This is a genomic window from Marinobacter sp. L-80 (genome assembly GCF_056859395.1).
The window spans coordinates 669,127-693,747 of record NZ_JBSXOI010000077.1 but is presented as its reverse complement, the minus strand read 5'-3'; the positions used below and the strand labels follow the sequence as shown (position 1 = coordinate 693,747).

General features: G+C 58.2%; 27 protein-coding genes. 12 read left to right on the top strand and 15 right to left on the bottom strand.

Annotated features, from left to right (window positions below):
* Positions 1-55 precede the first annotated feature (55 nt).
* Positions 56-1,372 carry a hypothetical protein gene (locus tag AC13E3_RS22805; RefSeq protein WP_008173930.1) on the top strand — a complete coding sequence of 439 codons (1,317 nt, stop codon included), beginning with the start codon at positions 56-58 and terminating at the stop codon, positions 1,370-1,372.
* 134 nt (positions 1,373-1,506) lie between these two features.
* On the opposite strand, the gene AC13E3_RS22800 is transcribed toward AC13E3_RS22805, so the two are convergent.
* Positions 1,507-2,280 (bottom strand): DUF3750 domain-containing protein, encoded by a 774-nt coding sequence (locus AC13E3_RS22800; protein ID WP_482902591.1) that lies wholly within the window; start codon positions 2,278-2,280, stop codon positions 1,507-1,509.
* A 192-nt stretch (positions 2,281-2,472) separates the two neighbouring features.
* On the opposite strand from AC13E3_RS22800, the gene AC13E3_RS22795 reads away from it, so the two are divergent.
* Entirely contained in the window at positions 2,473-2,688 is a 216-nt protein-coding gene (locus tag AC13E3_RS22795; RefSeq protein ID WP_008173934.1) for a dodecin, read from the top strand.
* Between the two features lie 11 nt (positions 2,689-2,699).
* Here AC13E3_RS22795 and AC13E3_RS22790 read toward each other — a convergent pair whose 3' ends face one another.
* Both AC13E3_RS22790 and AC13E3_RS22785 read right to left on the bottom strand, forming a co-directional pair.
* Positions 2,700-3,365, bottom strand: a complete 666-nt coding sequence (locus tag AC13E3_RS22790) for a hypothetical protein (protein ID WP_482902590.1) — start codon at positions 3,363-3,365, stop codon at positions 2,700-2,702.
* Between the two features lie 48 nt (positions 3,366-3,413).
* Entirely contained in the window at positions 3,414-4,580 is a 1,167-nt protein-coding gene (locus tag AC13E3_RS22785; protein WP_008173939.1) for a GNAT family N-acetyltransferase, read from the bottom strand.
* 173 nt (positions 4,581-4,753) lie between these two features.
* On the opposite strand from AC13E3_RS22785, the gene AC13E3_RS22780 reads away from it, so the two are divergent.
* The gene (locus tag AC13E3_RS22780) at positions 4,754-5,440 is read left to right on the top strand and encodes a response regulator transcription factor (protein ID WP_008173941.1); all 687 of its coding nucleotides are present in this window, start codon (positions 4,754-4,756) and stop codon (positions 5,438-5,440) included.
* A complete protein-coding gene (locus tag AC13E3_RS22775; protein ID WP_482902589.1) occupies positions 5,437-6,759 on the top strand; it encodes a sensor histidine kinase in 1,323 nt (440 codons plus the stop codon). The genes AC13E3_RS22780 and AC13E3_RS22775 overlap by 4 nt, the downstream gene beginning before the upstream one ends.
* Here the strand turns inward: AC13E3_RS22775 and AC13E3_RS22770 are convergent.
* Positions 6,715-6,909, bottom strand: a complete 195-nt coding sequence (locus AC13E3_RS22770; RefSeq protein ID WP_482902588.1) for a hypothetical protein — start codon at positions 6,907-6,909, stop codon at positions 6,715-6,717. The two genes, AC13E3_RS22775 and AC13E3_RS22770, sit on opposite strands and share 45 nt — an antisense overlap.
* A 12-nt stretch (positions 6,910-6,921) precedes the next feature.
* Here AC13E3_RS22770 and AC13E3_RS22765 point away from each other — a divergent pair, with 12 nt between their 5' ends.
* The 4 genes from AC13E3_RS22765 (at position 6,922) to AC13E3_RS22750 (ending at position 9,924) form a co-directional block, all read left to right on the top strand.
* Complete coding sequence (locus tag AC13E3_RS22765) at positions 6,922-7,527, top strand: YigZ family protein (RefSeq protein ID WP_008173946.1); 606 nt, start codon at positions 6,922-6,924, stop codon at positions 7,525-7,527.
* An 81-nt stretch (positions 7,528-7,608) separates the two neighbouring features.
* The gene (locus tag AC13E3_RS22760; protein WP_169702224.1) at positions 7,609-8,136 is read left to right on the top strand and encodes a DUF4136 domain-containing protein; all 528 of its coding nucleotides are present in this window, start codon (positions 7,609-7,611) and stop codon (positions 8,134-8,136) included.
* 34 nt (positions 8,137-8,170) lie between these two features.
* Positions 8,171-8,527: a translation initiation factor Sui1 gene (locus AC13E3_RS22755; RefSeq protein WP_008173950.1), complete on the top strand. Its 357-nt coding sequence runs from the start codon at positions 8,171-8,173 to the stop codon at positions 8,525-8,527.
* A 143-nt stretch (positions 8,528-8,670) separates the two neighbouring features.
* Positions 8,671-9,924: a D-amino acid dehydrogenase gene (locus AC13E3_RS22750; protein ID WP_008173952.1), complete on the top strand. Its 1,254-nt coding sequence runs from the start codon at positions 8,671-8,673 to the stop codon at positions 9,922-9,924.
* A gap of 53 nt (positions 9,925-9,977) precedes the next feature.
* Here the strand turns inward: AC13E3_RS22750 and AC13E3_RS22745 are convergent, their stop codons facing one another.
* The 10 genes from AC13E3_RS22745 to AC13E3_RS22700 all read right to left on the bottom strand — a co-directional run bounded on the left by AC13E3_RS22745 (position 9,978) and on the right by AC13E3_RS22700 (position 19,625).
* Complete coding sequence (locus AC13E3_RS22745) at positions 9,978-11,621, bottom strand: fatty acid--CoA ligase (RefSeq protein WP_482902587.1); 1,644 nt, start codon at positions 11,619-11,621, stop codon at positions 9,978-9,980.
* Positions 11,622-11,790: 169 nt separating this feature from the next.
* The gene (ppnP, locus tag AC13E3_RS22740; RefSeq protein ID WP_064228261.1) at positions 11,791-12,072 is read right to left on the bottom strand and encodes a pyrimidine/purine nucleoside phosphorylase; all 282 of its coding nucleotides are present in this window, start codon (positions 12,070-12,072) and stop codon (positions 11,791-11,793) included.
* A gap of 95 nt (positions 12,073-12,167) precedes the next feature.
* Positions 12,168-12,500, bottom strand: a complete 333-nt coding sequence (locus AC13E3_RS22735) for a Na+/H+ antiporter subunit G (protein WP_482902586.1) — start codon at positions 12,498-12,500, stop codon at positions 12,168-12,170.
* 39 nt (positions 12,501-12,539) lie between these two features.
* Positions 12,540-12,809 carry a K+/H+ antiporter subunit F gene (locus AC13E3_RS22730; RefSeq protein ID WP_482902585.1) on the bottom strand — a complete coding sequence of 90 codons (270 nt, stop codon included), beginning with the start codon at positions 12,807-12,809 and terminating at the stop codon, positions 12,540-12,542.
* A complete protein-coding gene (locus AC13E3_RS22725; RefSeq protein ID WP_482902584.1) occupies positions 12,806-13,294 on the bottom strand; it encodes a Na+/H+ antiporter subunit E in 489 nt (162 codons plus the stop codon). The genes AC13E3_RS22730 and AC13E3_RS22725 overlap by 4 nt, the downstream gene beginning before the upstream one ends.
* On the bottom strand, positions 13,294-14,811 hold the full coding sequence (locus AC13E3_RS22720; RefSeq protein ID WP_482902583.1) for a monovalent cation/H+ antiporter subunit D: 1,518 nt from the start codon (positions 14,809-14,811) through the stop codon (positions 13,294-13,296). The genes AC13E3_RS22725 and AC13E3_RS22720 overlap by 1 nt, the downstream gene beginning before the upstream one ends.
* On the bottom strand, positions 14,808-15,176 hold the full coding sequence (locus AC13E3_RS22715) for a Na+/H+ antiporter subunit C (protein ID WP_482902582.1): 369 nt from the start codon (positions 15,174-15,176) through the stop codon (positions 14,808-14,810). The genes AC13E3_RS22720 and AC13E3_RS22715 overlap by 4 nt, the downstream gene beginning before the upstream one ends.
* Positions 15,176-17,977: a monovalent cation/H+ antiporter subunit A gene (locus AC13E3_RS22710; RefSeq protein ID WP_482902581.1), complete on the bottom strand. Its 2,802-nt coding sequence runs from the start codon at positions 17,975-17,977 to the stop codon at positions 15,176-15,178. The genes AC13E3_RS22715 and AC13E3_RS22710 overlap by 1 nt, the downstream gene beginning before the upstream one ends.
* A gap of 516 nt (positions 17,978-18,493) precedes the next feature.
* Positions 18,494-18,658: a hypothetical protein gene (locus tag AC13E3_RS22705; protein WP_482902580.1), complete on the bottom strand. Its 165-nt coding sequence runs from the start codon at positions 18,656-18,658 to the stop codon at positions 18,494-18,496.
* A 109-nt stretch (positions 18,659-18,767) separates the two neighbouring features.
* Entirely contained in the window at positions 18,768-19,625 is an 858-nt protein-coding gene (locus tag AC13E3_RS22700) for a GlxA family transcriptional regulator (protein WP_482902625.1), read from the bottom strand.
* A 68-nt stretch (positions 19,626-19,693) separates the two neighbouring features.
* Here AC13E3_RS22700 and AC13E3_RS22695 point away from each other — a divergent pair, with 68 nt between their 5' ends.
* The gene (locus AC13E3_RS22695; protein ID WP_482902579.1) at positions 19,694-21,496 is read left to right on the top strand and encodes an acyl-CoA dehydrogenase; all 1,803 of its coding nucleotides are present in this window, start codon (positions 19,694-19,696) and stop codon (positions 21,494-21,496) included.
* On the top strand, positions 21,496-22,275 hold the full coding sequence (locus AC13E3_RS22690) for a crotonase/enoyl-CoA hydratase family protein (RefSeq protein ID WP_273084270.1): 780 nt from the start codon (positions 21,496-21,498) through the stop codon (positions 22,273-22,275). The genes AC13E3_RS22695 and AC13E3_RS22690 overlap by 1 nt, the downstream gene beginning before the upstream one ends.
* A 214-nt stretch (positions 22,276-22,489) precedes the next feature.
* Here AC13E3_RS22690 and AC13E3_RS22685 read toward each other — a convergent pair whose 3' ends face one another.
* Positions 22,490-23,758, bottom strand: a complete 1,269-nt coding sequence (locus AC13E3_RS22685) for an alkane 1-monooxygenase (RefSeq protein WP_405420941.1) — start codon at positions 23,756-23,758, stop codon at positions 22,490-22,492.
* 183 nt (positions 23,759-23,941) lie between these two features.
* Here AC13E3_RS22685 and AC13E3_RS22680 point away from each other — a divergent pair, with 183 nt between their 5' ends.
* Together AC13E3_RS22680 and AC13E3_RS22675 are read left to right on the top strand one after the other, a co-directional pair.
* Complete coding sequence (locus tag AC13E3_RS22680) at positions 23,942-24,193, top strand: hypothetical protein (RefSeq protein ID WP_288365144.1); 252 nt, start codon at positions 23,942-23,944, stop codon at positions 24,191-24,193.
* Positions 24,194-24,284: 91 nt separating this feature from the next.
* Complete coding sequence (locus AC13E3_RS22675; RefSeq protein WP_405420938.1) at positions 24,285-24,578, top strand: hypothetical protein; 294 nt, start codon at positions 24,285-24,287, stop codon at positions 24,576-24,578.
* Positions 24,579-24,621 lie beyond the last annotated feature (43 nt).

The following is a 24,621-nucleotide window of genomic DNA, read 5'->3' as shown; positions in this document are numbered from 1 at the left end:
AGTCCGGGGGGCTGCGGCCGATATACCTGTGTAGTAATTACAGGTGCCCAAAGCCATGATTTCCTCCAGCCAGATTTCGCTTTTCCAGGACAGTTCCCGCCAGGTATCGGCTTTCGACAGCACGCAGCTCCGCATCAACCGGCAATCTGCCGCTGCGCCGCAGGCCAATGAGAACGCGGTTGGCTCAGAGTTAACGCTCATGCGCCAGGCTGCCTATCGTTACAGCAGCCAGGAGCAGCTCGCCTTCAGCGGCAGCAGCACCGTGACGGATGGCGGTCAGCAGAGCGTCTTTACCAGTGCGCAGCTTGCCGAGAAAACTTCAGAGTTGTTTCTGATGGGCCAGCAGGCACTGAGCGTTAGCCGTGCCGCGCTCGGTGGTGATGCGGGTGTCGAGGGTCGGGGCAGTCTCTCGGTTTCTGCCGGACGCTATATGTTTTACTCGGAGAGCGAATCCAGAAGCTTTGCCTCCACTGGCACCATCGCATTGGAGAATGGCGAGACCATCGACTTCACCCTCTCACTGCGACAGTCCCAGTCCCGGACCTACGAGTACTCGGAACTGGTGCAGATTCAGGAACGGCCACTCACCGACCCTCTGGTGATCAACTTCGGCACTGCCACAGCCCGCCTGACCGATACCCTCTTCGAGTTCGACCTGAACGGTAACGGTGAAACCGGGCAGTTTGCCACCCTGGGCAGCGGTAGCGGCTACCTGGTGCTGGACCGAAATGGCAACGGCAAGGTGGACGACGGCTCCGAACTGTTTGGTCCCCGGAGCGGCTCCGGCTTTGGCGAGCTGGCCCGGTTCGATGACGACGGTAACCGCTGGATTGATGCCAGTGATGAGATCTTTAAATCGCTGTCCGTGTGGGTGCAAACCGCGGACGGCTCCCAGGCTTTGAAATCCCTGGAGGAAGTCGGGGTTCAGGCGCTGTACGTGGACAATGTAGAAGACCGCTTCACGCTGGCCAACAGTCAAGGTGTGCCGCTGGGCCAGATCAAGGGTTCGGGAATCTATCTGACGACCGACGGTGAGGTTCGCACCCTGGAAGAAATTGATCTTGCCGAGCAGAACACCGCCGACGCGCCGGCCGCCGAGACGGTACTGAGTCGCGACAGTGGCTCGCCGGATCGCGGTGGTAACGGTCTGGTTGAGGCCCGGGTGGAAGCGATCCGCTCCGCGCTTGAGAAGCTCAATGAAATCCGCGAGAAGCAGAAGGCATTTATCGAAGAGTCAAAGGATTCCGGTAAGCCGGAATCTCCCATCGTCGATTACCTGAAACTGATCGACAAGATGCGCTTGGAAATGCTGAACAGCCAGGACGAGAAGAAGCAGGCGGCGAGTCGGTATCTGGAGTTTGCCAGCTTGTAGGGATCGACTCCGAGGCAGGTCCGGCCGGGGGTAAGGCTCCCAAAAATGTGCGGAGCCAGGGATGGCGGAGCCAAGCGTACACGGACGTATTTACAGCGTTTTTTGGAAGCCTTGCCCCCGGCCGCGCCGTCTGTTTACTCCATGGAGGGCTTGGTCATTGGATTGGCATTTCTCAGGGCCAGCTCTCCAATGCCAGGTAGTTTTACCCCCAACGCCAACGGGTTAATACCGAAAGAGAGGCCTAGAAGGTTCAATTCCAGTCCCTCGCGAATGCCTGCCAATACGCCAAAATACCCCCCCAGTGAGACCTGATAACCCGCGCCACCCGGAACCTCTGCGATAATACTGTCGCCGAGGTAGTCCTTGCCGATCGCGTGGTTCGGCAGAGCCACATCGAGACCCTCAACCTCCCTGATTACCCAGGCCACGAAGGTGTTGCTGTTGGGGCCGGGCCAGGCTTCGTATTCGGTCGGGTAGGGGTAGGACGCCACTGCCTGGTAGACGTCGGGAATCAGCTTTTCGGCTTCTTCGCCGCGGATATCGGCATAGAGGTCCGGCTTTGCACCGTACCAGTGTCTGTCGGGCTCACCGGGCCGTGAATTGACCACGTAGCGGCGCCAGCCAGTCACCTCATGAACCCGATAATGGCTGGCCCCTTTTTCCTTGGTGGCTATCCAGGTATGGACAGCAAAGTAACCTCGCCAACTCCAGGCCCGGGCGCCATATACCTGAACGATGGCTTCCTCGGCCTGTTCTGGCAGAGGGGCAATCCGGGCGCTTTCCCGGGTGGCTGTTTGCCAGCTCTCGGCTCCCTGCAGGCTGCCACTGGTGGCAAGCAGAATCGGGCCAGCCAGCAGCAGGAGCACGGCGCCGAAGAACCAGCCGGTGTATCTGAAAAATCGTTTCATGAACTCAGTCCGAAGCGTGGGGTAGACGGGACCCTCTGAGGCACAGAAAGTTCCGCACGACTACCTGGATTATAGGGGACAGATACGCCAGCCGTGGGTTGGCGGATGAGGCTTGTACCGGGCTGTGGTTTGCCGTGAGGACGCTTGTCTTCTAGGCTCAGAAATACAAATCGCAACTCCCAGGAGGCTTTAATGTCTGACCATCACGTGTATAAAAAAGTGGAAATTGTCGGGTCTTCCAAGAAAAGCATTGAAGACGCCATTGAGAATGCACTTGAGGAATGTGGTAAGAGCGTTCGCAACATGGAGTGGTTTGAGGTAACCGAAACCCGCGGCCATATCGTTGATGGCAAGGTGGGCCATTATCAGGTCGTAATGAAAGTCGGTTTCCGTATCGCCAACAGCTGAACAGGCGCTCCCTAGTTACTGCGAATTGCCCGGTGCCGAATGGACGAGACCAGCTGGTTCATCAGCTCCCGGGCCTCGCCCTCGTGCAGGCTGTGGCATTTGTCCTGCAAGACCCGGCGATCGTGATTGGATGAGTCGCTAGGGACATCTTTTAGCAGGTCCAGATACTGGCAGGCCGCAAGGTGCGCCTTGATCTCGGCATCAATCAGCCGGGTAACCAGTTCATCGACGGACTCTGTGCAGAAGGGGCGGTTCCGGTTAAGCAGCTCTCGGGCCTCCAGGGCCGCATTGCGAGCTTCCAGTCTGAGTTCGCCGGCCGCTTCGCCGCCTTCAACCGCCCTCAGGAACATGCCCAGGCGTTCATGAAGATTCCATACCTGTGGCCAGATCCTGGCGTAGGCTTCCACTTCTTTCTGATAGCGGGCTTCTTCAACTGGGGAGCCTGAAGCGCCATTGCCGGACTCACCCGGACGATTGAATTGTGCTACCCGTATGTCGTCAACTTCCCGCCACAGCATATCGGAACGCTCCCGTAATGCGGTCAACTGGTCCTCGCTACGCCGGCGAGCGCCCGATCCGATGAACAGGGCAATCACGGCCAGGCCCAGGGCGGCCGCTGAAAGCAGAAGCGGCAGGCCGCCTGCCGATAACATGCTCCACAATGGGTCTGTATCCATGGTGTCTGACCCCCGCGTAAATCCAGTCTGGGTCTATCAGTATAGAAGTTAATCCGGCGTCTGCTGTCGGAAGGGCAGGGCGGATTCCGCATCGCTGAAATAAGCACGCACGTGGTCCGCCTCCTCTCGGGTGAAGTTTTCTATGGCTTCGCGGAAGCCGGGGTGCAGAACGCCATGCCAGGAGTGGGTGATTACCGGCTCAAAGCCACGTACCAGTTTGTGTTCGCCCTGGGCGCCGGCATCAATATGGCTGAGGCCGAGGTCCATCGCCAGTTCGATGCCCTGGTAGTAGCAGGTTTCAAAGTGCAGGTGGTTATATTCGTCAAGGCAACCCCAGTAACGCCCGTAGAGGGTGGTTTTGCCCGCCAGGAACAGGGCACCGGCAATCATTTCGCCCTCGCGCACTGCCATCACCAGATGTACGTGTTCGGGTAGCTGTTCCAGAAGCAGCTCAAAGAATCGCTTGTTGAGGTAAGGTCGTTGGCCCCGTTTCAGATAAGTCGCCTGGTAAAACACATAGAACGCGGAAAGCACGTGCTCCGGAATATCCCGGCCATGAAAGCGTGTAAAGGAAATTCCCTGGTCCGCAACCTGGCGACGTTCCTTGCGGATGGACTTGCGCTTGCGGGAAGTCAGCGCCGCCAGGAAGTCCTCGAAATTACGGTAATCATGGTTATGCCAGTGGAACTGGCATCCGATGCGATGTAAGGCCTGCTCGTGTTGAAGCAGCTCCTGGTCCTCTTTGCCGGGAAACAGCAGGTGCCAGGAGTGGGCTCCAAGTTCATCGGTCAGCCTGTCCAACAGGTGATGAACCTGTTCCGGTACCAGCTGTTGTCGAATGTCCGGATCCAGCAGCAGCCTTGGGCCTGAGGATGGCGTGAAGGGAATGGCGATCAGTAATTTTGGATAGTACGCCAGCCCATGCCGCTGGTATGCATCGGCCCAGGCCCAGTCAAACACATATTCCCCCATGGAGTGGCTCTTCAGAAAAGCCGGCGCAAGGCCGACGATTCTGCCAGCCTTTCGGAACACGAGGTGACGTGGCGACCACCCGGTCTCCGGGGATGTGCATCCGGACGCTTCCAGTGCCTGGAAAAACTCGTAACGAAGAAATGGATTGCTATGCCCAGCCAGCCGCTCCCACTCAGGGGCGGGAATATCATTGATGCTGGTGCAGGTCTCCAGTGTGAGAGTCGCTGGTCCGGGTTCTGACATGGTGAGGGAAAACTCCTTTATGTACCCGATACCATACGTCAGAAGACGGCTTTTGATCACCCCGGGGTCAGTGTAAAGGTTCTGCAAAGTGGCCTGGCCCGAATCAGTGGTTTGCGGGTAGCGTGTTAGACTTCAGCAGCAACTGTGGTCGGCACGACAGGTGGAGAAGCGACATGCAGAACAGGGTGTTACTGGTCGAGGACGATGATGAATTGCGGGAATTGCTTGCCCGTTACCTGACCAATCAGGGATTTACCATTCGGGAAGCTGCCAATGGCCGGGACGGCCTCGCCCTGGCGCTGGGTCAGGACTGCGATATTGTCGTGCTGGACATCATGCTGCCGGATATCAGTGGCCTCGAGGTGTTGCGGGAACTGAGGGCAGAGACCCATCTGCCCGTGGTATTACTGACCGCCCGGGGCGACGAAACGGATCGAATCGTCGGTTTCGAGGTTGGTGCCGATGACTATATTCCCAAACCCTGTAATCCGCGCGAGCTGGTGGCCCGGCTGCAGGCGCTTTTGCGGCGGATTGCCTGGGACCAGAAAACCGAAGTCAATGCGGCCCGGACCTATGGCGACCTACGTGTCGAGCCGGGCCATCGCCGAATTTACCAGAATGATGTGGCGATGGAGTTGACCGCCACCGAGTACGAGGTTCTGCAGGTTCTTCTGGCACACGCAGGCAGCGTGGTCCGCAAAACCGATCTCATGCAATGGGCGCTGGGCCGGCGCCTTGAAGCTTACGACCGCACCCTTGATATGCACATCAGTAACCTTCGCAAAAAACTGGGCAACGACGACCCGCCCCGTATCGAAACCGTTAGGGGGCTGGGGTACAGCTATCGGGTGCCAGAATGAAACAGCGGCCCATGTTCCCTCTGTTCTGGCGGATCTTCCTGTCGATCTGGCTGGCCATGGCGGTCACCGTGGTGGCCAGTAACCTTGCAACCAGGATGCTTCTGGACCGGGAGCGTGAGGCCATCGAGCGCCAGGCAGGTCTCAGGGATCTGGCCGAAGAAGCTATCGCAATCCGCGAGGCCGGCGACCGTGGCGAAGCGTGGCGCTTTCTGCGGGACGAAGGCGAGCGTCTTGAACTGTTTCTGGTGTTGCTCGAGCAGGATGAAAACGATGGCAAGCTGCCCTCGTTCATCCGCGACCGCATGAAATCCGGCTGGTACCCGCAGAAACCCGCGGTACTGGACGTTGGCGGCGGTTACCGGCTGGTGGCCTGGCCACGGGTGCAGGGCGCCGGCTGGCTCAACCCGAGATTCTTCAGGGCCATCGAGCTCGGGCTGGCCCTGCTGATGATTTCACTGGCGTGCTGGTGGATCGCCCGCCTGGTATCGCGACCGTTGAAACACATGGAAAGCACCGCCCAGGCGATTGCGGCCGGGGATAATTCTCTGAGAGTCAGCGAAAAGATCGCCCAACGCCGGGATGAGGTGGGGCAACTGGCCACGGCTTTCAATGCCATGACCGAACAGCTCTGCAGTCTGCTGGAACGCCAGAAACACCTGCTTCGGGATATTTCCCACGATTTGCGAACGCCGCTCACCCGCCAGCGTATCGCCATTGAGCTGGCAAACGAGGCCGGTGCAGATGAAGAGCTGATGGCCAGCATTCTGCGCCAGAACGAACGGCTTGAAACCATGACTGGTCAGATACTGACGTTATACCGGGTTACCGAAGCCGGCGGCGATATCGAGCGCGAGCCCCTCCGGCTGGTGCATGTGATCAATCAGGTCCTCAAGGATGCAGCGGACTATGCCGAACACCAGGGTGTGGACTGCAAACTCGTGGTGTCGCCGGAAAGTTCAAGGGCGTCGGTGCTGGGTGATGAAGGGCTTTTGCAGCGAGCCATCGACAACATCCTGCAGAATGCCCTCGACCACACGCCACCTGGCAGGGCTGTTCATCTGGCCGTGACGGTAGCCGATGACTGGTTGACGCTAACGGTTGATGACGAGGGGCCGGGCGTTCCGGATGAACTGATCGGCCAGCTTTTCGAGCCGTTCTTCCGCGCAGACAAGTCTCGCGGGGGCACGGGCTGGGGGCTTGGCCTGGCCATTGCCAGAGACATCGTAGCAGCCCACGATGGCGTGATCGGGGCAGCAGCGGGAGAAGCTGGCGGCTTACGGGTGACGCTTCGCCTTCCGGTGTTTTTCGGGGGCGGCTGACTCCGGCTCGGAAGGTTTCAGTTTTTCGGCGCCGGAAAAGTCGATACCCTCCTGCAGCTCGTCTTCGTCAAAGCGGATTCCGCAGGCCGCTTTCCGAATCTTCGCGGGCTTTGCCGTGCCCGGGTTGTTGTATTCGTCTTCAGAGGCCATAGGTCGTTGTCCATGAAAAAAGATTACCCCGTTCCGGCAGGATACCTTGAGCGTGAAACGGAAGTGAAGAAAAGCCGGTTCATTGCCCGGGTAGCCCCGGTGAGTTCGCGGGAGGAGGTGAAGGACTGGCTGGAACAGGCCCACCAGGACCACCCGGACGCCCGGCATATCTGCTGGGCCTACCAGATCGGGCGTCCCGGTTCTGCCGCCGAAGCTGGTATGAACGATGATGGTGAACCGTCCGGAACGGCCGGAAAGCCGATTCTCAACGTGATTCAGCACAAGGATATGGGGGATGTGCTGGTGATGGTGGTCCGGTACTTTGGTGGCATCAAACTGGGCGCAGGTGGCCTGGTGCGAGCCTATGCCGGAGCTGCAGAGAGCGTGCTGTCGGCTGTTGATCGGGTGGTCCAGAAGCCCATGGTGGACGTGCTGGTGCTCCTGTCATTTGCTGACGAGCAACCGCTGCGGCACTGGTGTGAGATGAACGGGGCATCGGTGGAATCGGTGGATTACGGGGCCTCGGTACGGGCTGGTGTTCTGGTCCCCGAGGATCAGGTCGAGGCATTCGGAGCCTTCTGCGATGCCCATAAACTGGATTACAGTTTAGAAAGGTGACGGATCCCGGGGGCATCGTTGTGCGTCTGCGAGGCGTATACTGTTCGTAAATCTGAGTCTCAATCGAGGACAGGAATCATGATGCGTTTTCTGATGTTAGCGGTTGTTGCACTGGCCATGACCGGTTGTGCCAGCAACGTGGTGACCGACTACAACTCTTCCGTGGTTTTCGGTAATTATTCCTCCTGGGCGTTTGCCGGTGGCACCGATTCGTCTTCCTTTACCTCACTCGACGGCACTCGGGTGCGCAGTGCCGTCGAGCGAGAGCTGAATCGCAAAGCGCTGAAACAGGTCCCTGAAGCAGAGGCCGACTTGCTGGTAAGCTGGCAGATCGTGCCCGAGGAGCGTCTTGAGCAGACGGGGCTGGGACTCGGATTTGGTTTTGGCAGCGGGAATTTCGGCTGGGCCCTGTCTGCGCCGCCACCGGTACGTGAAATTGAAGAGGGAAAGCTGGTTGTAGAACTGGCAGACAGCAAGTCGAAAGAAGTTGTCTGGCGCGCCGCCAGTCGGCGCTATCTCAATGAAAACCAGTCACCCGAGACCCGAAGAGAACTGATCGACGAGGTCGTGGCCGAAATGTTTACCAAGTATCCTCCTGGTCTCGATTGAAGGCGTTACAAGACAGGAATAGCACGGAGACAGAATGAAGAAGCGATCTGAGGGCGGTCTGGTTTTTTCGACCGAGCAGGGGCGTATGTGCCCGGATTGCCGTAACCCCGTGAATGAATGTACCTGCGTTACATCATCACGGCCTGCCGGGGATGGCATTGTCAGAGTGAGCCGGGAGACCAAGGGTCGCAAGGGTAAGGGTGTCACCCTGATTACCGGCATTCCACTGGACGACAAAGAACTGAAAGCCTATGCCAAGGTGTTGAAAGCCAAATGCGGCACCGGTGGCACGGTAAAAGATGGTGTGGTCGAAATCCAGGGCGACCAGCGGGATCTTCTGGTTCCGCTGCTTGAGCAGAAGGGGTGGACGGTTAAGCGCGCCGGTGGCTGATGGTATAACACGCAAATCCCCCACGCTCACGTTACAATAGAGCCCGCGTTAACAAATCCCGAGTTTCATACCAACCGGAATCTGCCCAGAAATCCCTGCAATTATGCCGTTGGATGGCGGATTCTGTTCGACCGGAGGCAAGCATGCATATACTGGTTTTGGGCGCAGGCGTTGTGGGTACTACCACGGCCTGGTATCTGCAGAAGCAGGGGCACCAGGTAACTGTGGTTGATCGCCAGAACCAGGCCGGCCTGGAAACCAGTTATGCCAACGGCGGTCAGATCTCCGTTTCCCATGCGGAGCCGTGGGCCAACCCGTCCGCCCCTCTGAAAGTCATGAAATGGCTGTTCCAGCCCGACGCGCCCCTGCTGTTCCGGCCAAGACTGGATCCCGCCCAGTGGCGCTGGGCGCTCTCTTTTCTGGGACAGTGCACCTCGGCCCGGGCTGCCCACAACATCCGCCAGATGGTGAATCTCGGCACCTACAGCCGCAGCCAGTTGCAGGCTCTGCGTAACGAAGCGGGCATCGAGTACAACCATCTCGAGAAGGGTATCCTGCACTTCTACACCAATCCTGCGGAGTTTGATGGTGCCATGGAGCCGACCCGGATCATGCAGGATCTGGGGTGTGACCGTCAGATTATCGATGCAGACCGGGCGGTAGAGTTGGAGCCGGCACTCAAGCCGATCCGCAACCGGATTGCCGGGGCAACCTACACCTCGGAAGACGAATCCGGTGATGCCCGGATGTTTACCCAGAACCTTGCAAAACGCTGCGCGGAGGCCGGCGTAGAGTTCCGGTACGGCACTGAAATCCTGGGCTTCGAACGCGCCGGCGAGCGGGTACTCGGTATCCAGACGCTCCGGGACGGCCATCATGAGACGCTGCGCGCGGATGCCTACGTGCTGAGCATGGGCAGCTTCAGTGCGGCGCTCGCCAGTCAGCTCGGTATTTTCCTCAACATCTATCCGGCCAAAGGCTATTCGATTACGGTACCGGTGAAGAACGAGGAGGCGGCGTTCAATGTCAGCCTCACTGACGACGAGTACAAGCTGGTTTATTCCCGCCTGGGTGATCGCATGCGCGTGGCGGGCACGGCCGAACTGAACGGCTACAGCCGGAAACTGAACTATACCCGCTGCCGCGCTATCGTGCGCCGCACAGCGGAAGTCATGCCCGAAGCAGGTTACTGGGATCAGGCGGAGTTCTGGACCGGCTTACGGCCTGCGACGCCTTCCAACGTGCCGTACATCGGAAAAAGCCACTTCGCCAACCTCTACCTGAATACCGGACACGGCACCCTTGGATGGACCCATTCCTGTGGTTCCGCCGCGGCCCTTGCGGACATTATTGACGGCCGCAAGCCTGAAGTGGATTTTACGTTTTCCGGGCTATAAAAAAGGGGCCAGATGAGGTGTGTCATCTGGCCCCTTCCCAAACGCCTCACTGATTACTGCAACTGATCCCGAATCAGTTTCTTGTTGATCTTGCCAACACTGGTCTTCGGAATATCTTCCACGAAATCAATATGCTCCGGGATCGCCCATTTATTGATCTCGCCGCTTTCCACAAACTGCTTCAGATGGTTCTGGATATCCTCTGCACTGGCTTGCTCGCCCGGCTTCAGGGTGACTAGAGCATGCGGGCGTTCGCCCCATTTCTCATCGGGCACGCCAACCACTGCAGCACCGGCGACAGCGGAATGCTGGCTGATCAGGTTTTCCAGATCCAGTGAAGACAGCCACTCACCACCGGTTTTGATCACGTCCTTGATGCGATCCTTGATGGTGATGGTGTTGTCCGGCTCCATGGAAGCTACGTCGCCGGTGTGTAGCCAGCCACCTTCCCAGAGCTGTTCGCCTTTCTCGGGCTCCTTGAAGTAACCCTGGGTCAGCCATGGCGCGCGGGCCACGATCTCTCCCTTGGCCTCGCCATCATGGGGAACCGGGTTGCCGTCGGGGTCCACGATTTCCAGCTCAACCATGGGCGTGGCAATGCCGGTCTTTACCCGGATCGCAGTCTGCTGCTCAAGAGGCAGTTCCAGGTCTTCGGGCTTGAGGTGCGAAGCGCAGAGCAGCGGGCAGGTCTCAGACATGCCGTATGCTGAGTACATCTTGATGCCGAGCCTGGCCGCCGCATCGCACAGGCCTTTGGTCAGTGCGCTGCCGCCGATCAGCACGTGCCAGTTGCTCAGATCCGCGGTCTTGATGGACTCCGTGGCCATCATCATCTGCATGATGGTGGGCACGCAATGGGAGAAGGTCACTTTGTGTTCCTTGAGCAGGTCGACCAGCAGCTCCGGCTCATAGCGGCCAGGGTAGACCTGTTTGATGCCCATCATGGTGGCGGCATAGGGCACACCCCAGGCATGCACGTGGAACATGGGCGTTACCGGCATGTAAACCGACGAGGAGCGCATGAGTGGCATCTCATCGAATGACGCCACGGTGCCTGTCATGGCCAGGGTGTGCAGAACCAGCTGGCGGTGACTGAAGTAGACACCCTTCGGATTGCCGGTGGTACCCGTGGTGTAGAAGGTGGTTGCCACGCTGTTTTCGTCGAAGTCCGGGAAGTCGAACTTGTCACCAGCCCTGGCGAGCAGGCTCTCATACTCTCCGATAGCGTCAACCGGTGCCTTTTGGGCGGCATCGCTGTCGGTGAGCTGAATCCAGGTCTTGACCGTTTTGATCTCGTCTTTGACCGCCTCAATGATCGGGAGGAAATCGTCGTGAACCAGCACCACGTCATCCTCGGCGTGATTCATGGTGTAAACAATCTGCTCCGGGGACAACCGGATATTGACCGTGTGCAGAATGGCGCCAATCATCGGAATGGCAAAGAAGCACTCCAGGTACCGGGGGGTATCCCAGTCCATGACCGCAACGGTATCGCCCGGTTTCACGCCGGCATCGGTCAATGCGTTTGCCAGGCGGTGAATGCGTTCGACGAGATCCGTATAGGTGTACTTGCTGCGGTTGGAGTAGACAATTTCCTGGTCTGGATTGTACCTGGGGCCCGAGAGCAGGAGTCGTTTGATCAGCAGCGGGTACTCATAGGCGTTTTCAGCCGGGGGTAGAATGCGTGTCTGTGCCATTACGTGTGTCCTCTTTCCCAGTTGTTGGTGTTATCGCGAGAAACAGGGATAAATCTGACACAGTTTGGCTGAAACAGGAACCGGTAATAGTGAAAAAATGCAGAGCGAACGGTGGCTTAGGTGCGAAGTCCGTTTCGCTCTGCGGACGCGCCCGTCAGGGGCGGGGATATTACTCGTAGGTGCAGAGGTAAGCCGTGTCGATGTCGGTCTTTGCCTTGAAGCTGGCCTGGCCCGCTACATCAAAACTCTCGCCCGCTCCGTAGGTCATCCACTCTTCCATGCCCGGGAGCAGGACCGTCAGGGCGCCGCTGATCACCGTCATGGTTTCTTTCTTGCTGGTGCCGAACTCATACTCGCCCGGACTGATCACACCGACCGTGGCGGGCAGAGTGGAGGTCTGGAAGGCGATGGATTTTGCCTTGCCGTCGAAATATTCATTTACTTTCAGCATATGCCGGGCTCCTTGAATAGGTTGGGGAGGCTACTATACGGCAAAATTCTTCCAGTCCAATGACAAAATTCCGGGCGGGCAGCGGTAATGCCGTATCACTGGTCCCAGGGCTTGCCCTTTGTTTCCTCCATTGTCCTTACGCCGATATGCATGGCCGCTTTGGCAAGAATGTTGGCACTGACCGGCGCCGTCATGAACAGAAACACGGTGATGAGAATTTCTGATACTTCCACCCCCTTGCCGCTGATGCTGAAGAAAATCATCGAACCGATCACGATGGCACCAGCGCCGAGAGTCGTAGCCTTGGTGGGCCCGTGAAGACGGGTAAAGAAATCCGGCAGCCGCGCCAGACCAATGGCTCCGACCAGGGTGAACGCCCCGCCCAAAAGCAGCATGGCCGAGATGATGGTTTCCGCGATCAGGCTCATGGTCGATGTCCTCCGCGAGCTGGGTGGTTGAGACCGGTACTATTCAATGACACTACCCCGCTTCAGGTATTTGGCCATGGCCACGGTGCCGACAAAACCCATGACTGCGATGAGCAATGCCGCCTCCAGGTACATGCGGGTTCCCAGGGTGATGCCAAGCAGGATAATCAGCGCGATGGCATTGATATAGAGCGTGTCCAGCGCCAGCACCCGATCGGGCGCATCCGGCCCTTTGATCAGCCGGTAAACGTTGAGCAGGGCCGCCAGAACGACCATGCCTATGGTGATGTAAAGGGTGATCGTGATCATTGGAACATCTCCATCAAGCGCTTCTCGTAGCGGTCGTGTATTGCATCAATAACCTCCTGGTCGCTGCCCGCATCCAGGGCATGAATCAGCAGGGTTTTACTGTCATCGCTGATATCCGCACTGACGGTGCCGGGGGTAAGCGAAATGGTGCTGGCGAGCATGGAAATGGCCAGGGGGTGCTGAAGCTGCAGCGGATAGCAGACAAACACCGGTCTCGGCTGGCGCGGGCTCAGGATCAGGCGCGCCACCGAGAAACTGGCAACGATGATGTCCCTGATTACCAGCACCAGATAAGCCGGCATACGCCAGGCTTTGACGAAGGCCGGCCGTTCGGGCCAGAAACCCTGGGTCAGTTGGGGAATCAGCCAGGCCAGAATCAGCCCCATGACCACGCTGGCCCCGGAAACGCCATCACTGAGCAGCTGCCAGGTGGTGAACAGGAGCAGGCTCAGCCAGGGTTGTGGAAAACTCAGTCGATCAAGCATCAGTGATCCTCCTCGACCATGGGGATCTGCAGGATTTCGATGTAGGCAGCAGAGTTGTGCAGTTGTGCCGCCGTTGCGTCAGTGTAGCGGGTGATTGGCCCCGCCAGAACTACCATGGCAATCGCCAAGGCGGCCAGGGCACCTGCGGCGACTGAAACCCGGCCATTCAGCGGATCGGGAGTTTCCAGGTGGCCATCAATCGTGCGCCAGAAAACGATGCTGCCGGCGCGGCTGTAGGCGATGACCGTGAGGAAACTGCCAACCAGAAGCACGGACCAGAGCCAGGCCATTTCAGGTCCTGATTCAACAGCCTTGAGAATCAGTACCTTGCCAAAGAATCCGCTCAGTGGCGGCAGACCGGCGGCAGCGACGGCTCCTATCAGGAACAGAACGCTCAGAAAGGTCCGGTTCCGCATGGCTGGGGCAGTAACGATCCGATCGCGGGCGCTTCCGCGCTGATTGGCAATCAGCTCCGAAACGAGGAACAGCCCCCCCACGGTCCAGGTTGTGCTCAGAAGATAGAACAGCGCTGCGGACAGTCCTGCTTCAGAGCCGAGTGAAACCGGGGCAAGTAGGGTGCCCACGGAAATGATCACCTGCCAGGCAACCAGAGTTTTCAGTGTCCCGGCGCCCAGGGCGCCAATGACCCCCATTGCCAGGGTGAGCAGGGCAATCGGGAACAGCCAGTCCATGCCCAGGTTGGCGAGCTGGCCGGCGTCATCGCCAAATATCAGCAGGTAGACCCGCAAGATGGCATAAACTCCGACTTTGGTCATGACTGCGAACAGGGCAGCCACCGGAGCCGTAGCCTTGGAGTAGGCCCGGGGCAGCCAGAAGCACAGCGGCAGGACGGCGGCTTTCAGGCCAAACACCACCAGCAACATCATGCCACCGGCTTTCACCAGGTTGAGGTCCGCGCCGGAAAGACGGCGAACCTCCAGTGCGAGATCGGCCATGTTCAGGGTTCCGGTCACGCTGTAGATCATGCCGACACTGATCAGGAACACGGCGGAACCCACCAGGTTCAGCACCACATAATGCAGCCCGGGAACGGTCCTTGCGGTTCCTCCCCCGTGCATCAGCAGGCCATAGGAGGCAATGAGCAGCACCTCGAAGGCAACAAACAGGTTAAACAGGTCCCCGGTAAGGAAGGCAATGTTCAGACCCATCAGCTGGAACAGGAAGAGCGCGTGGAACTGGCGGTTGTCCTCGTCGGCGCCTCCGATGGCATAAAGGTGGCAGAACAGTGCGAGTCCGGCCGTCAGGATCAGCATCAGGGCCGCCAGGCGGTCCAGAACCAGAACGATGCCGAAAGGTGGCTGCCAGTTACCAAATGCATAGATCCGGTAACTGCCATCATCTGCCAGGGCCAGCAGGACAATGGCTGACACCAGCATCAGCACGGTGGTTGCCAGTGCCAGTGTCCGGCGCAGGCTGATTGGCGCGTAACCAATGAGGGCCTGCAGAATACCGCCAAGCAGGGGAATCAGGATAGGAGCGGAAAGCCAGTGATTCATTTACTGTTTTCCTCCTCTTCTTCCTCGGGTGCCGGCGATCTGTAGGGTTTCCGTCCATCCACGTGATCGTCATCGTTATCCGCCAGGCTTTTCAGGGACAGCACCACGACGAATGCAGTCATGGCAAATCCGATGACAATGGCCGTCAGAACCAGTGCCTGGGGCAAGGGATCGGTGTAGTTTTCAGCCGTGCCGAGGATCGGCTGCTGCCCGGTAGCCAGCCGACCGCTGGAGAACAGGAACAGGTTCACCCCATAGGAAAGCAGGGTCAGGCCTACCACTACAGGAAAGGTTCTGCCCCGTAACAGGAGGTAAACCCCGGAAGCTGTCAGGGCGCCAATAGCCAGTGCGAAAACGAGCTCCATTACCCGCCCTCCTTTTTGCTTTTGATGGCGGAGTGAGGTGACAGCCGGCCTATGCTTACCAGGGCAAGCATGGTGGCGCCGATGACGGTGAGGTAAACACCCAGATCAAACATCATGGCCGAAGCCACCTCAAACTTGCCGACCACGGGCCAGGTAATGTAGCCGAAGGTGGAGGTTAGGAACGGGTAACCAAAGGCGAGGCTGCCGGCACCGGTGATGACCGCAAACAGCAGCCCCAGTCCGATGATGTTGTGATAGCGGAACGGTAACCGGTCCTGGGTCCAGACTATGCCACTTGCAATGTACTGGAGAATCAGTGCGACCGACGTGATCAGGCCGGCAATGAAGCCGCCACCCGGCAGATTGTGGCCCCGGAGGAAAATGAACACCGAAACCATCAGCGCCAAAGGCAGCATCGGACGGGCTATCTGGCGCAACATCAGCGGATGGGAATCCCGTGTCCAGGCATGGCCCTGACCATCGCCCGGTGGGGGTGTCAGGGCGGTGTGCTTGAGCATGGCGTAAATCCCCAGGGCCGCAATTGCCAGAACGGTGATCTCGCCGAGGGTATCAAAACCACGGAAGTCCACGAGTATTACGTTCACTACGTTGGTGCCGCCCGCGCCCGGTTTGCTGTTCTGCAGGAAGAAATCCGAAATGGAACTGAAGGGCTGGGTCAGCATGGCGAGAGTCGCGAATGTCATACCAGTACCAGCCAAACCCGCTATGACCATATCCCTGACACGTCGCTTCATCGGTGTTTCAAAGGGCGTCCAGGACGGCATGTAGTACAACGCGAGCATCAGCAGAACAATGGTTACCACTTCCACAGATAATTGGGTCATAGCGAGATCAGGGGCCGAGAAGCGGGCGAATGCCAGCGCCACAATCAGGCCGACCACACTCAGTAGCACCAGCGCGTAAAAGCGTTCCCGGTGCATTACGGCAGTGGCAAAGGCGCAGAGGATAAGAACCCCCGCCGTGATACCGGTGGGCCAGTCCACCGGACTGAGGCCGAGCTCGCCCACGAAAATTCCGAGGCTGATCAGAGGCATGGCAGTCACGGCGATCACACTTACCAAAAGCAGCATGTTATAGCGCTGGAGTGAGCCGGTTTCCAGCAGTGCCGTGAACCGGTTGGCGGCATCCACCAACCGGGAAACGACTGTCTCGAACACGGCCTTCTCGTCGATTTCGCGAAAGCGGGCATGGAAGTCGAAAAAGCGCTGGCGCTGACTGTACATCAGCAACCCGCCGGCGAAAGCTATGAAGCTCATCATCAGCGGCAGGTTAATGCCGTGGAACGGCGTGAGATGATACTCAGGCACATCACCGCCAAAAGTGGCTGATGCCGCCATGTAGAGTAACGGGCCGACTGAAATGGCCGGAAATATGCCAATCATAATCAATGCAAACACGAGAATTTCGGCCGGGATTTTCATGTAACGGGGTGGCTCGTGCGGAGGATAGACCGGAAGATCAATGGGCTTGCCATTGAAGAAAACGTCGTGAATAAAGCGCGCGGAGTAAGCCACTGTGATGATTCCCGCCAGTGTTGCCACAACCGGAGGGAGCCAGGCCCAGAGCCCGGGCAGATTCAGCTCCAGCGATTCTGCAAAGAACATCTCCTTGCTCAGGAAACCGTTCAGCAGTGGAACGCCTGCCATGGATGAAGCGGCCACGATGGCGAGGGTGGCGGTATGTGGCATGTAGCGCCACAAGCCATTGATCCGGCGCATGTCCCGGGTGCCGGTTTCATGGTCGATGATACCTGCAGCCATGAACAGGGACGCCTTGAAAGTGGCGTGGTTGATCACGTGAAAAATGCCTGCGACAGCCGCAAGCTGGGTGCCCATGCCCAACAGCAGGGTGATAAGGCCCAGTTGGCTTACTGTTGAGTAGGCCAGCAGTCCTTTCAGATCGTGCTTGAACATGGCGCTGTAGGCGCCCAGAAGCATGGTGAACATGCCGGTAAAGCTGACCATGTAGAACCACTGTTCCGTGCCTGCCAGGGCGGGATAAAGCCGGGCCATAAGAAATATTCCGGCTTTCACCATTGTCGCTGAGTGCAGGTAAGCTGAAACCGGTGTTGGAGCCTGCATGGCATGGGGCAGCCAGAAATGGAACGGGAACTGCGCCGATTTGGTGAAAGCGCCCAGCAGAACAAGAGTCAGGACAACGGGATACATCGCATGTGCCTTGATCTGATCACCGGCTGCCAGAACATCATCCAGCTCAAAGCTGCCAACAATGTTACCGAGGATGAGCACGCCAGCCAGCAGGGCCAGGCCTCCGCCGCCGGTCACTGCCAGCGCCATACGGGCTCCACGCCGCGCATCCTGCTTGTGGGTCCAGAAGCTGATCAGCAGGAATGACGTCAGGCTGGTCAGTTCCCAGAAAATCATCATCAGCAGCAGGTTACTGGAAAGTACAATGCCCAGCATCGAGCCCTTGAAGCACAGTAACAGCGCGTAGAACTTGCCGACGTTCTCGTGGGCTTTCAGGTAATAACGGGCGTAGAGAATAATCAGTAACCCGATTATCAGGATCAGCAGGGTAAACAGTAGCGAGAGCCCGTCCAGCCTGAAGCTGAAGGACAGGCCGAGGGCCGGTAGCCATTCGTAGCTATGCAGGACCACACCGCCATCAGCAAGGGTCTGCCATTGGGGAAACAGGGCCGCCAGGCCAATTAGTGCGGGAACTGCTGACGCTATGGCGATCGCCGTTCGCCCACCCTGGGCGAACAGGGGAGCGGCCAGGGCGCCCAGAAAGGGCAGTAAAACAACCAGCGGTAGCGACATCGCAACCTCGTTATTGGCTTTCTTTTAAGTGAGTATCAGAGGCGTGTTTGCCTGAGTCTAGTATCCTGCCGCTGTCCTTGCATAACGTGTTCCGGTGCCTTTACGGAGGGAGCGGTGAGGTGGATCAGCAGGGAGCGGGCGGGTCCGGAAAGTACGGAAGACGTCCCCGGTGCAGCGCGATGTCGGCGGTAACAGGAGGGCGGATAATGTTTTTGCAGCCGAAGGACCTTGCGGTCATGGTTGCTCCGTCAGTCAAACTTGAAATCTGATGATACGTGGCCCGTCGGGAAGGTCAAGTCAACTTGCCATTAATCAAGTATATACTCCCGATAAATATTCCGAGAGAGCACCCCGCGAGTGGCAATTATCCCAACCTGCTTGATACCTCCCGATCTCGGCTTTACCAAGCTGAAGAACCGGGTGCTGATGGGTTCCATGCATACAGCGCTCTGAAGCCCGCAAAAAACGGCAACAGGTGACGAGAAATGGCAGTCAGGGGCTGTTTGAGGTCAGTCGCTAACGAACGGCCTTTAATGCGTTTGAAATCGCCTCAGCTTCCGCTTCAAGTACCTGACAGCGAAGGCTGTTTCCCTGCAGCAGCGCCTGCTCGATCTGCTTTCGCTTCATGTCGTACAGCTTGCTAAGAATGTCTGCCTGGCTTTGTCTGATCGGTGCGTTCATGGCGGACCTCCCCATAGTGACACCTGTCGGTATTCTTTACGCTTAGGGCCTGACAATGGCCTTCATTGAAAACCGATGCATAACCCGGGCCAGTCGGCCAGTACCACCATTACCTGACAAAGCGCGAGCGGTAGGCCCCCGGAGAAAGCCCGGTATGTTTGCGGAACAGGCGGGTGAACGAACTCACGTCTTCATACCCCACCGACTGGGTAATTTCATCAATCGGTAACCGCGATTTCTCCAAATGCTGACGTGCAACCTCAATACGCAGAAGCTGCAGGTACCCGGTAGGCGTGCCGCCGGTTGCCGCCTTGAATCGGCGAATCAGAGAACGCTCCGTTAATCCGCTTAACGAGGCCAGCCGCTCAAGAGTGGCAGGTTCGCTGTAATGGTTATCCAGCCAGTCCTGTAATTTCAGAATGGCAGCATCGGAATGGTAGCGCCGGGCCTGCAGGGCACTGTAAGGCGCCTGGCTGGTCCGCCCCGCGTCAATCACAAACGCCTTCGCCAGCTCCCGCGCTACCTGAGCACCGGCATACCGTTCCACCAGATAAATCCCGAGATCCCACCAGGCCATCCCGCCCCCGGCACAGGCAATGTCGCCGTCCACTGTCACCAGTTTGTCCGGCTGCAGGTTCACTGCCGGGAAACGCTGCCGGAACTGATGACTGAAGCCCCAATGCGTCGTCGCCTGCCGACCATCCAGCAGCCCCGCTTCGGCGAGCATGAACGCACCGGTACAGTTACTGGCCACCCGAACCTGACTGCTGCCAGAGGACCGAAAGGCGCTGAGCCAGTCGATGAGCTCTGCATTTCCGGCCAGAACGACATCAATGGGCCCACCAATGGTTGGGATAATCACGAGGTCGCTATTGTCGCTGGCTGGGGGCAGCTCATTCCAGGCCCCGCCGGCGAACACCTGCCGATCAGGTATCCAGCCTGAAATGGCGAGATTCACCACAATTATGTCATAAACGCCGGTTCCCAGAAAAAACCAGTTGTGAGAGGCTGTCGACAACAAACAGGAGACCAAGCATGACCGACACCCTGATCGACCGCCGCGACCTGGCGTTCCAGCTCTACGAAGTCCTCGATACCGAAAACCTCACCACCCGCGAGCGCTTCAGCGAACACAACCGCGACACCTTCGATGCCGTCATCGAAACCGCCGACAAGATGGCCCGGGAAAAGTTTGCCACCCATAACAGCGCCGCCGACAAGGACGAACCAAAGTTCGTCAACGGCCAGGTCGAGATGCTGCCGCAGGTGAAGGAAGCCTTCGACGCCTATGCGCAGGCCGGCTTTATCGCAGGACGTTACGACTATGAACTGGGTGGCATGCAGTTGCCTGAATCGGTCATGGCCGCCTGCAATGGTTTCTTCACAGCTGCCAACCCCGGCACCGCGGGTTACCCATTTCTGACCACAGCTGCCGCCAACCTCATCCGGGTTTTCGGCAACGAACAGCAGAAAACCACCTTTCTTCCGAACATGCTCAGCGGTCGTTTCAGCGGCACCATGGCCCTGACCGAGCCCCACGCTGGTTCCTCTCTTGCGGATATCCGGACATCGGCGTCGCCCACAGATGAGGGGCACTATCTGATCAAGGGCGCGAAGATTTATATCTCCGGCGGCGAGCAGTCCATCACTGACAACATCGTTCACATGGTGCTGGCCAAGATCAAAGGCGCGCCGGCGGGCGTGAAAGGTATCTCCCTGTTCATCGTGCCCAAGTTTCTGGTGGATGATGAAGGCAATCCCACTGAACGCAACGGCGTCAGCCTCGCTGGCCTGATTCACAAGCTGGGCTACCGGGGAACCACGTCTACTGCACTGAGTTTCGGTGACGACGCCCCCTGTCACGGCTACCTGGTTGGCGAGCCTCATCAGGGCCTGAAGTATATGTTCCAGATGATGAATGAGGCGCGGGTTGGTGTCGGTTTTGGCGCTGCCGTAATCGGCTATCGGGGCTACATGCACAGCCTCGAATACGCCAAGGACCGTCTGCAGGGGCGCAAGGCCAGCGAGAAGGATCCCGAATCACCCCAGGTGCCCATCATCGATCACGCCGACGTGCGGCGCATGCTGCTTGCCCAGAAAGCCTACAGCGAGGGTGGTCTGGCCCTTTGCCTGTATGGCGCCCGACTGATGGATGATCAGCACACCCACCCGGAGGAACAGAAGCGCCAGGAAGCCGGCAAGCTGCTGGACCTGCTCACCCCGGTCATCAAGGCCTGGCCCTCTGAATACGGCCCCAGGGCCAATGACCTGGCCATCCAGGTATACGGTGGCGCAGGCTATACCCGGGAATACCCGGTGGAGCAGTGCTGGCGCGACAATCGCCTGAATCCGATTCACGAGGGCACCAACGGCATCCAGGCCCTCGACCTGCTGGGCCGGAAGATCTGGCAGGATCAGAGCCACGGTCTGCAACTGCTGATGCAGGAAATGCAGGTGGATCTACAGGCAGCCACTACCGATCGCTGCCAGCAGTGGGCCCTGTCCCTGAGTGAAACCCTGCAGCAGGCCGTGAAAGTCACCCAGAGTTTGGGTAAATCCCTCATGGAAGGGGATCCCGACAAGACCCTGGCCAACGCCTCCTGCTATCTGCACCTGTTCGGGCACATCATTGTTGCCTGGATGTGGCTGCGCCAGGCCAATGCCGCCTCCCATGCCCTGGGTTCCGCGAATACCGATGATGAACGCAATTTCTACCAGGGCAAACTGCAGGCGGCCCAATACTTCTTCCACTGGGAATTGCCAACCGTGGCTCAGGATCTGGTGCTGCTGCGCAATCAGGACGATACCTGCCTGAACATGAAATCGGAGTGGTTCTGATGGCTCTGGTAAATGTTGAGAAGAAAAATCACATCTTGCTGATCGGGCTGAACCGCCCGGAAAAAATGAACGCCATGAACCGCGAGATGTACCACCAGATTGCGGCGGCCTACCACCAGCTGGAAAACGACCCGGAGCTACGGGTCGGGCTGATGTACGCCGAGGGCGACCACTTCACCAGCGGCCTGCAACTGGACGACTGGGCGGGTGTGTTTGCCAACGGCAAGGGCATTGAACCGGGTGAGGGCGAACTGGATCCCTTCCACATTACCGGTCAGGCGCTGACCAAACCCGTGGTCTTCGCCGCCCAGGGCATCTGCTTCACCTGCGGCGTTGAGATGATGCTCAACACCGACGTGCGCGTCGCGGCCAAAGGCACTCGCTTTGCCCAACTGGAAGTCAAACGCGGCATCTTTGCCTGCGGTGGTGCCACCATCCGCCTCCAGCGTGAAATCGGCTGGGGCAATGCCCAGCGTTACCTTCTGACTGGCGATGAGTGGACCGCCGATCAGGCGTATCAGTGGGGGTTGATTCAGGAACTGGTGGAACCCGGCGAGCAGTTTAACGTTGCGTTGGAAATCGCTGAAAAAATTGCCAAGGCTGCACCGTTGGGTGTGCAAGGCAGTCTGAAATCCTCGAAGATCGCTGTCAGCGAGGGACAGGAGGCTGCGAAACAGCGTTTGTTCCCGGATCTGCAGCCGGTCATGGCCAGCGAGGACGTAAAAGAGGGAATCCAGTCTTTCCTGGAACGGCGCGAAGCTGTTTTTAAAGGCAAGTGACTTCTAAATTTCCTCGGGAAACACGGGCTCTAGGGGCTAAAAGAAGCTGGCGAATTCATCAGAATTATGGGCAGCCGACCGGAGTCTTCCTTCCGGGAGTGTGAGCAGCAGGGATGCTGCGATCAAGCCCCCATGGATGGGTTCACGGCGTCTCCCGGAAGGAAGACTCCGGTTGGCTGCATGCTCTATAACGTCAAGGCTTGGGGGCAAGACTTCAGGCGGCCTCGGAATTCCCGGGTTCGCGACGAGCCTTCGCTTCAGCCGCTACCTCCGCAGCATAATCCGAATACTTGGCCATCAGCTCCTCCTTCCGATCCGGATCCCAATTGATTTTACTCAGATCCCCCTCGTAATGATCAATCACCCGCTTATCCATGGTTTCATACCACCACTGGGGCAGGTACGCCGGCAAGAGCATCGAGGCATAACCACCGGGTAACTGTGGCGCCTTCTCGAAATGCCTCAGAGCCTGGAAGCTGCGCTGAGGGTGAGCGTGATGGTCTGAATGCCGCTGCAGTTGATACAGGAACAGATTGGTCACAATGTGATTGCTGTTCCAGCTGTGTTCCGGTTGGGTTCGCTCGTACTTGCCGTGCTTGTCCTTCTGGCGCAGCAGGCCATAGTGTTCAATGTAGTTCACGCTTTCCAGCAGGCTGGCACCGTATACCGCTTGCGCTGCGAGGAACGGAACCGCTCTCGGGCCGCAGGCCAGCGTCGTCGCACCAAAGAAGCCAGCGCTCATGGCCCAGCCCTGAAGAAGCTCGTTGTCCAGGCTCCAGAAACCCTTGCCTTTGCGAGCAAGCCTTGCCTTCTCGATCTTGATGGATGATTTGATACCGCCAAGCACCGTACGCGGCAGGAATTTCCAGAAACTCTCACCCATGCGGCTGCTGGCCGGATCCTCCGGCGTTGCCACCCGCTTGTGATGGCCGAAGTTATGCTCAACAACAAAGTGGGTGTAGCCAGTGGGCGCCAGGGCTGCCATCGCCAGCAACTTGTTCAGTCTGTTCGACTTGTGGCCGAGTTCGTGGGCCGTGTTGATGCCCACACCGTTGATGGCGCCGACCGTCAGCGTCAGTCCTACCTTGTCGTCCAGCGGTGTGCTTTTGCGGCTGGCAAGCCAGGCACCCATGAAAGTCATGGCGTACTGGGTGGGAATAAACGCCTTCACAATCCGGTCGTAGTACTTGTCCTGCTCCAGTGTCTTCACCGCGGATTCTGGAGGGTTGCTTTGATCCTCACCAATCGCACGGTCAAGGGCGGGAATGATTCCATGCACCAGAGCAGGGCCGGTCCAGGCCAGTGCTTTCAGTTTTCTCGGGGCCAGTGCGTAGCCGGTCAGCGCGGCAAGCCCGATTCCCGGCAGGGCGGGACCAAGCAGCCACATGTAGCGTTTCGGGTCTTTCCAGTTGCCATTGGCGTCTTCTTCGACAGGTGATGTGATCTGATGTGATTGCAGGTTGTCTTGGGTTTTGGCGTTCATTGTTTTCTCCCGTTCGGTGCTCGTACCTGCAATTTATGTCGGACAATCGAGCAATGCAACGGCCGTCCAGATTCAAAAACAACCTTGGCTCGAAATGACAAATGGCATTTCTTTGGCAGAAAGCGGGTTTCTGGGCCAGACTGATTTAGACAAGAAGAGCTTGATCACAAGGAAGAATCAGCCATGACTAACCCTTCTTCTGCTATTGCCTCATGCTCTGTCCAGGGGATGCTGCGTGAGTACCTATCCTCTGGCAGGCTTACCGAGGTGGTCTACCGCGACAGCGCGGGCCAGATCTGTCTTGTTCATGATGTGATCCGCGATCTCTTTAGCCGGGCCGGTCAGGATTTTCTGCTGCTCGGGCGCGGCACCATGCTCCCGTTTGATCACGTCATTACCATCAATGGCCAGGTGCTCTCCGAAAACGCTGGTTAACGAAAGGGTAATCGCCCGGTAATTGCTTCGATGTCTGCCCCGGCCGTAATCTGTGCGCCGTTGTAAATACTTACCAACAGAGGGATATGGTATGAACAAGCTCACACTGAGTGCGCTTCTGATGTTTCTTACACTCGGCCTGGCTGCCTGCAGCTCCGAAGACAACGAAGGGGTGGATGTTGAGCAGGCTGCGGATAACGCCGGAGATATAATGGAGGACGCGGCCGATTCCACCGAGGAAACCGTGGAAGAAGCGACCGGACAGGATGAAAGTGCCATGGGCGAGTTAGAGGAAGGCGCCGAGGAAGCCGGTGAAGCCATGGCCGATGCCGCCGAGGAAACGGGTGATGCAATTGAAGAAAGTCACGAGGAAATGACTCAATAATAAGAGAGGTTGTCGCCGCTTAGGCAGTTTGGCCAGCGTCTTT

What these genes read in the sequence shown, in the direction of transcription:
- AC13E3_RS22805 (WP_008173930.1), top strand. Translation starts at nt 56, where the DNA reads ATGATTTCCTCCAGCCAGATTTCGCTTTTCCAGGACAGTTCCCGCCAG.
- AC13E3_RS22800 (WP_482902591.1), bottom strand. Translation starts at nt 2,280, where the DNA reads ATGAAACGATTTTTCAGATACACCGGCTGGTTCTTCGGCGCCGTGCTC.
- AC13E3_RS22795 (WP_008173934.1), top strand. Translation starts at nt 2,473, where the DNA reads ATGTCTGACCATCACGTGTATAAAAAAGTGGAAATTGTCGGGTCTTCC.
- AC13E3_RS22790 (WP_482902590.1), bottom strand. Translation starts at nt 3,365, where the DNA reads ATGGATACAGACCCATTGTGGAGCATGTTATCGGCAGGCGGCCTGCCG.
- AC13E3_RS22785 (WP_008173939.1), bottom strand. Translation starts at nt 4,580, where the DNA reads ATGTCAGAACCCGGACCAGCGACTCTCACACTGGAGACCTGCACCAGC.
- AC13E3_RS22780 (WP_008173941.1), top strand. Translation starts at nt 4,754, where the DNA reads ATGCAGAACAGGGTGTTACTGGTCGAGGACGATGATGAATTGCGGGAA.
- AC13E3_RS22775 (WP_482902589.1), top strand. Translation starts at nt 5,437, where the DNA reads ATGAAACAGCGGCCCATGTTCCCTCTGTTCTGGCGGATCTTCCTGTCG.
- AC13E3_RS22770 (WP_482902588.1), bottom strand. Translation starts at nt 6,909, where the DNA reads ATGGCCTCTGAAGACGAATACAACAACCCGGGCACGGCAAAGCCCGCG.
- AC13E3_RS22765 (WP_008173946.1), top strand. Translation starts at nt 6,922, where the DNA reads ATGAAAAAAGATTACCCCGTTCCGGCAGGATACCTTGAGCGTGAAACG.
- AC13E3_RS22760 (WP_169702224.1), top strand. Translation starts at nt 7,609, where the DNA reads ATGCGTTTTCTGATGTTAGCGGTTGTTGCACTGGCCATGACCGGTTGT.
- AC13E3_RS22755 (WP_008173950.1), top strand. Translation starts at nt 8,171, where the DNA reads ATGAAGAAGCGATCTGAGGGCGGTCTGGTTTTTTCGACCGAGCAGGGG.
- AC13E3_RS22750 (WP_008173952.1), top strand. Translation starts at nt 8,671, where the DNA reads ATGCATATACTGGTTTTGGGCGCAGGCGTTGTGGGTACTACCACGGCC.
- AC13E3_RS22745 (WP_482902587.1), bottom strand. Translation starts at nt 11,621, where the DNA reads ATGGCACAGACACGCATTCTACCCCCGGCTGAAAACGCCTATGAGTAC.
- ppnP (WP_064228261.1), bottom strand. Translation starts at nt 12,072, where the DNA reads ATGCTGAAAGTAAATGAATATTTCGACGGCAAGGCAAAATCCATCGCC.
- AC13E3_RS22735 (WP_482902586.1), bottom strand. Translation starts at nt 12,500, where the DNA reads ATGAGCCTGATCGCGGAAACCATCATCTCGGCCATGCTGCTTTTGGGC.
- AC13E3_RS22730 (WP_482902585.1), bottom strand. Translation starts at nt 12,809, where the DNA reads ATGATCACGATCACCCTTTACATCACCATAGGCATGGTCGTTCTGGCG.
- AC13E3_RS22725 (WP_482902584.1), bottom strand. Translation starts at nt 13,294, where the DNA reads ATGCTTGATCGACTGAGTTTTCCACAACCCTGGCTGAGCCTGCTCCTG.
- AC13E3_RS22720 (WP_482902583.1), bottom strand. Translation starts at nt 14,811, where the DNA reads ATGAATCACTGGCTTTCCGCTCCTATCCTGATTCCCCTGCTTGGCGGT.
- AC13E3_RS22715 (WP_482902582.1), bottom strand. Translation starts at nt 15,176, where the DNA reads ATGGAGCTCGTTTTCGCACTGGCTATTGGCGCCCTGACAGCTTCCGGG.
- AC13E3_RS22710 (WP_482902581.1), bottom strand. Translation starts at nt 17,977, where the DNA reads ATGTCGCTACCGCTGGTTGTTTTACTGCCCTTTCTGGGCGCCCTGGCC.
- AC13E3_RS22705 (WP_482902580.1), bottom strand. Translation starts at nt 18,658, where the DNA reads ATGAACGCACCGATCAGACAAAGCCAGGCAGACATTCTTAGCAAGCTG.
- AC13E3_RS22695 (WP_482902579.1), top strand. Translation starts at nt 19,694, where the DNA reads ATGACCGACACCCTGATCGACCGCCGCGACCTGGCGTTCCAGCTCTAC.
- AC13E3_RS22690 (WP_273084270.1), top strand. Translation starts at nt 21,496, where the DNA reads ATGGCTCTGGTAAATGTTGAGAAGAAAAATCACATCTTGCTGATCGGG.
- AC13E3_RS22685 (WP_405420941.1), bottom strand. Translation starts at nt 23,758, where the DNA reads ATGAACGCCAAAACCCAAGACAACCTGCAATCACATCAGATCACATCA.
- AC13E3_RS22680 (WP_288365144.1), top strand. Translation starts at nt 23,942, where the DNA reads ATGACTAACCCTTCTTCTGCTATTGCCTCATGCTCTGTCCAGGGGATG.
- AC13E3_RS22675 (WP_405420938.1), top strand. Translation starts at nt 24,285, where the DNA reads ATGAACAAGCTCACACTGAGTGCGCTTCTGATGTTTCTTACACTCGGC.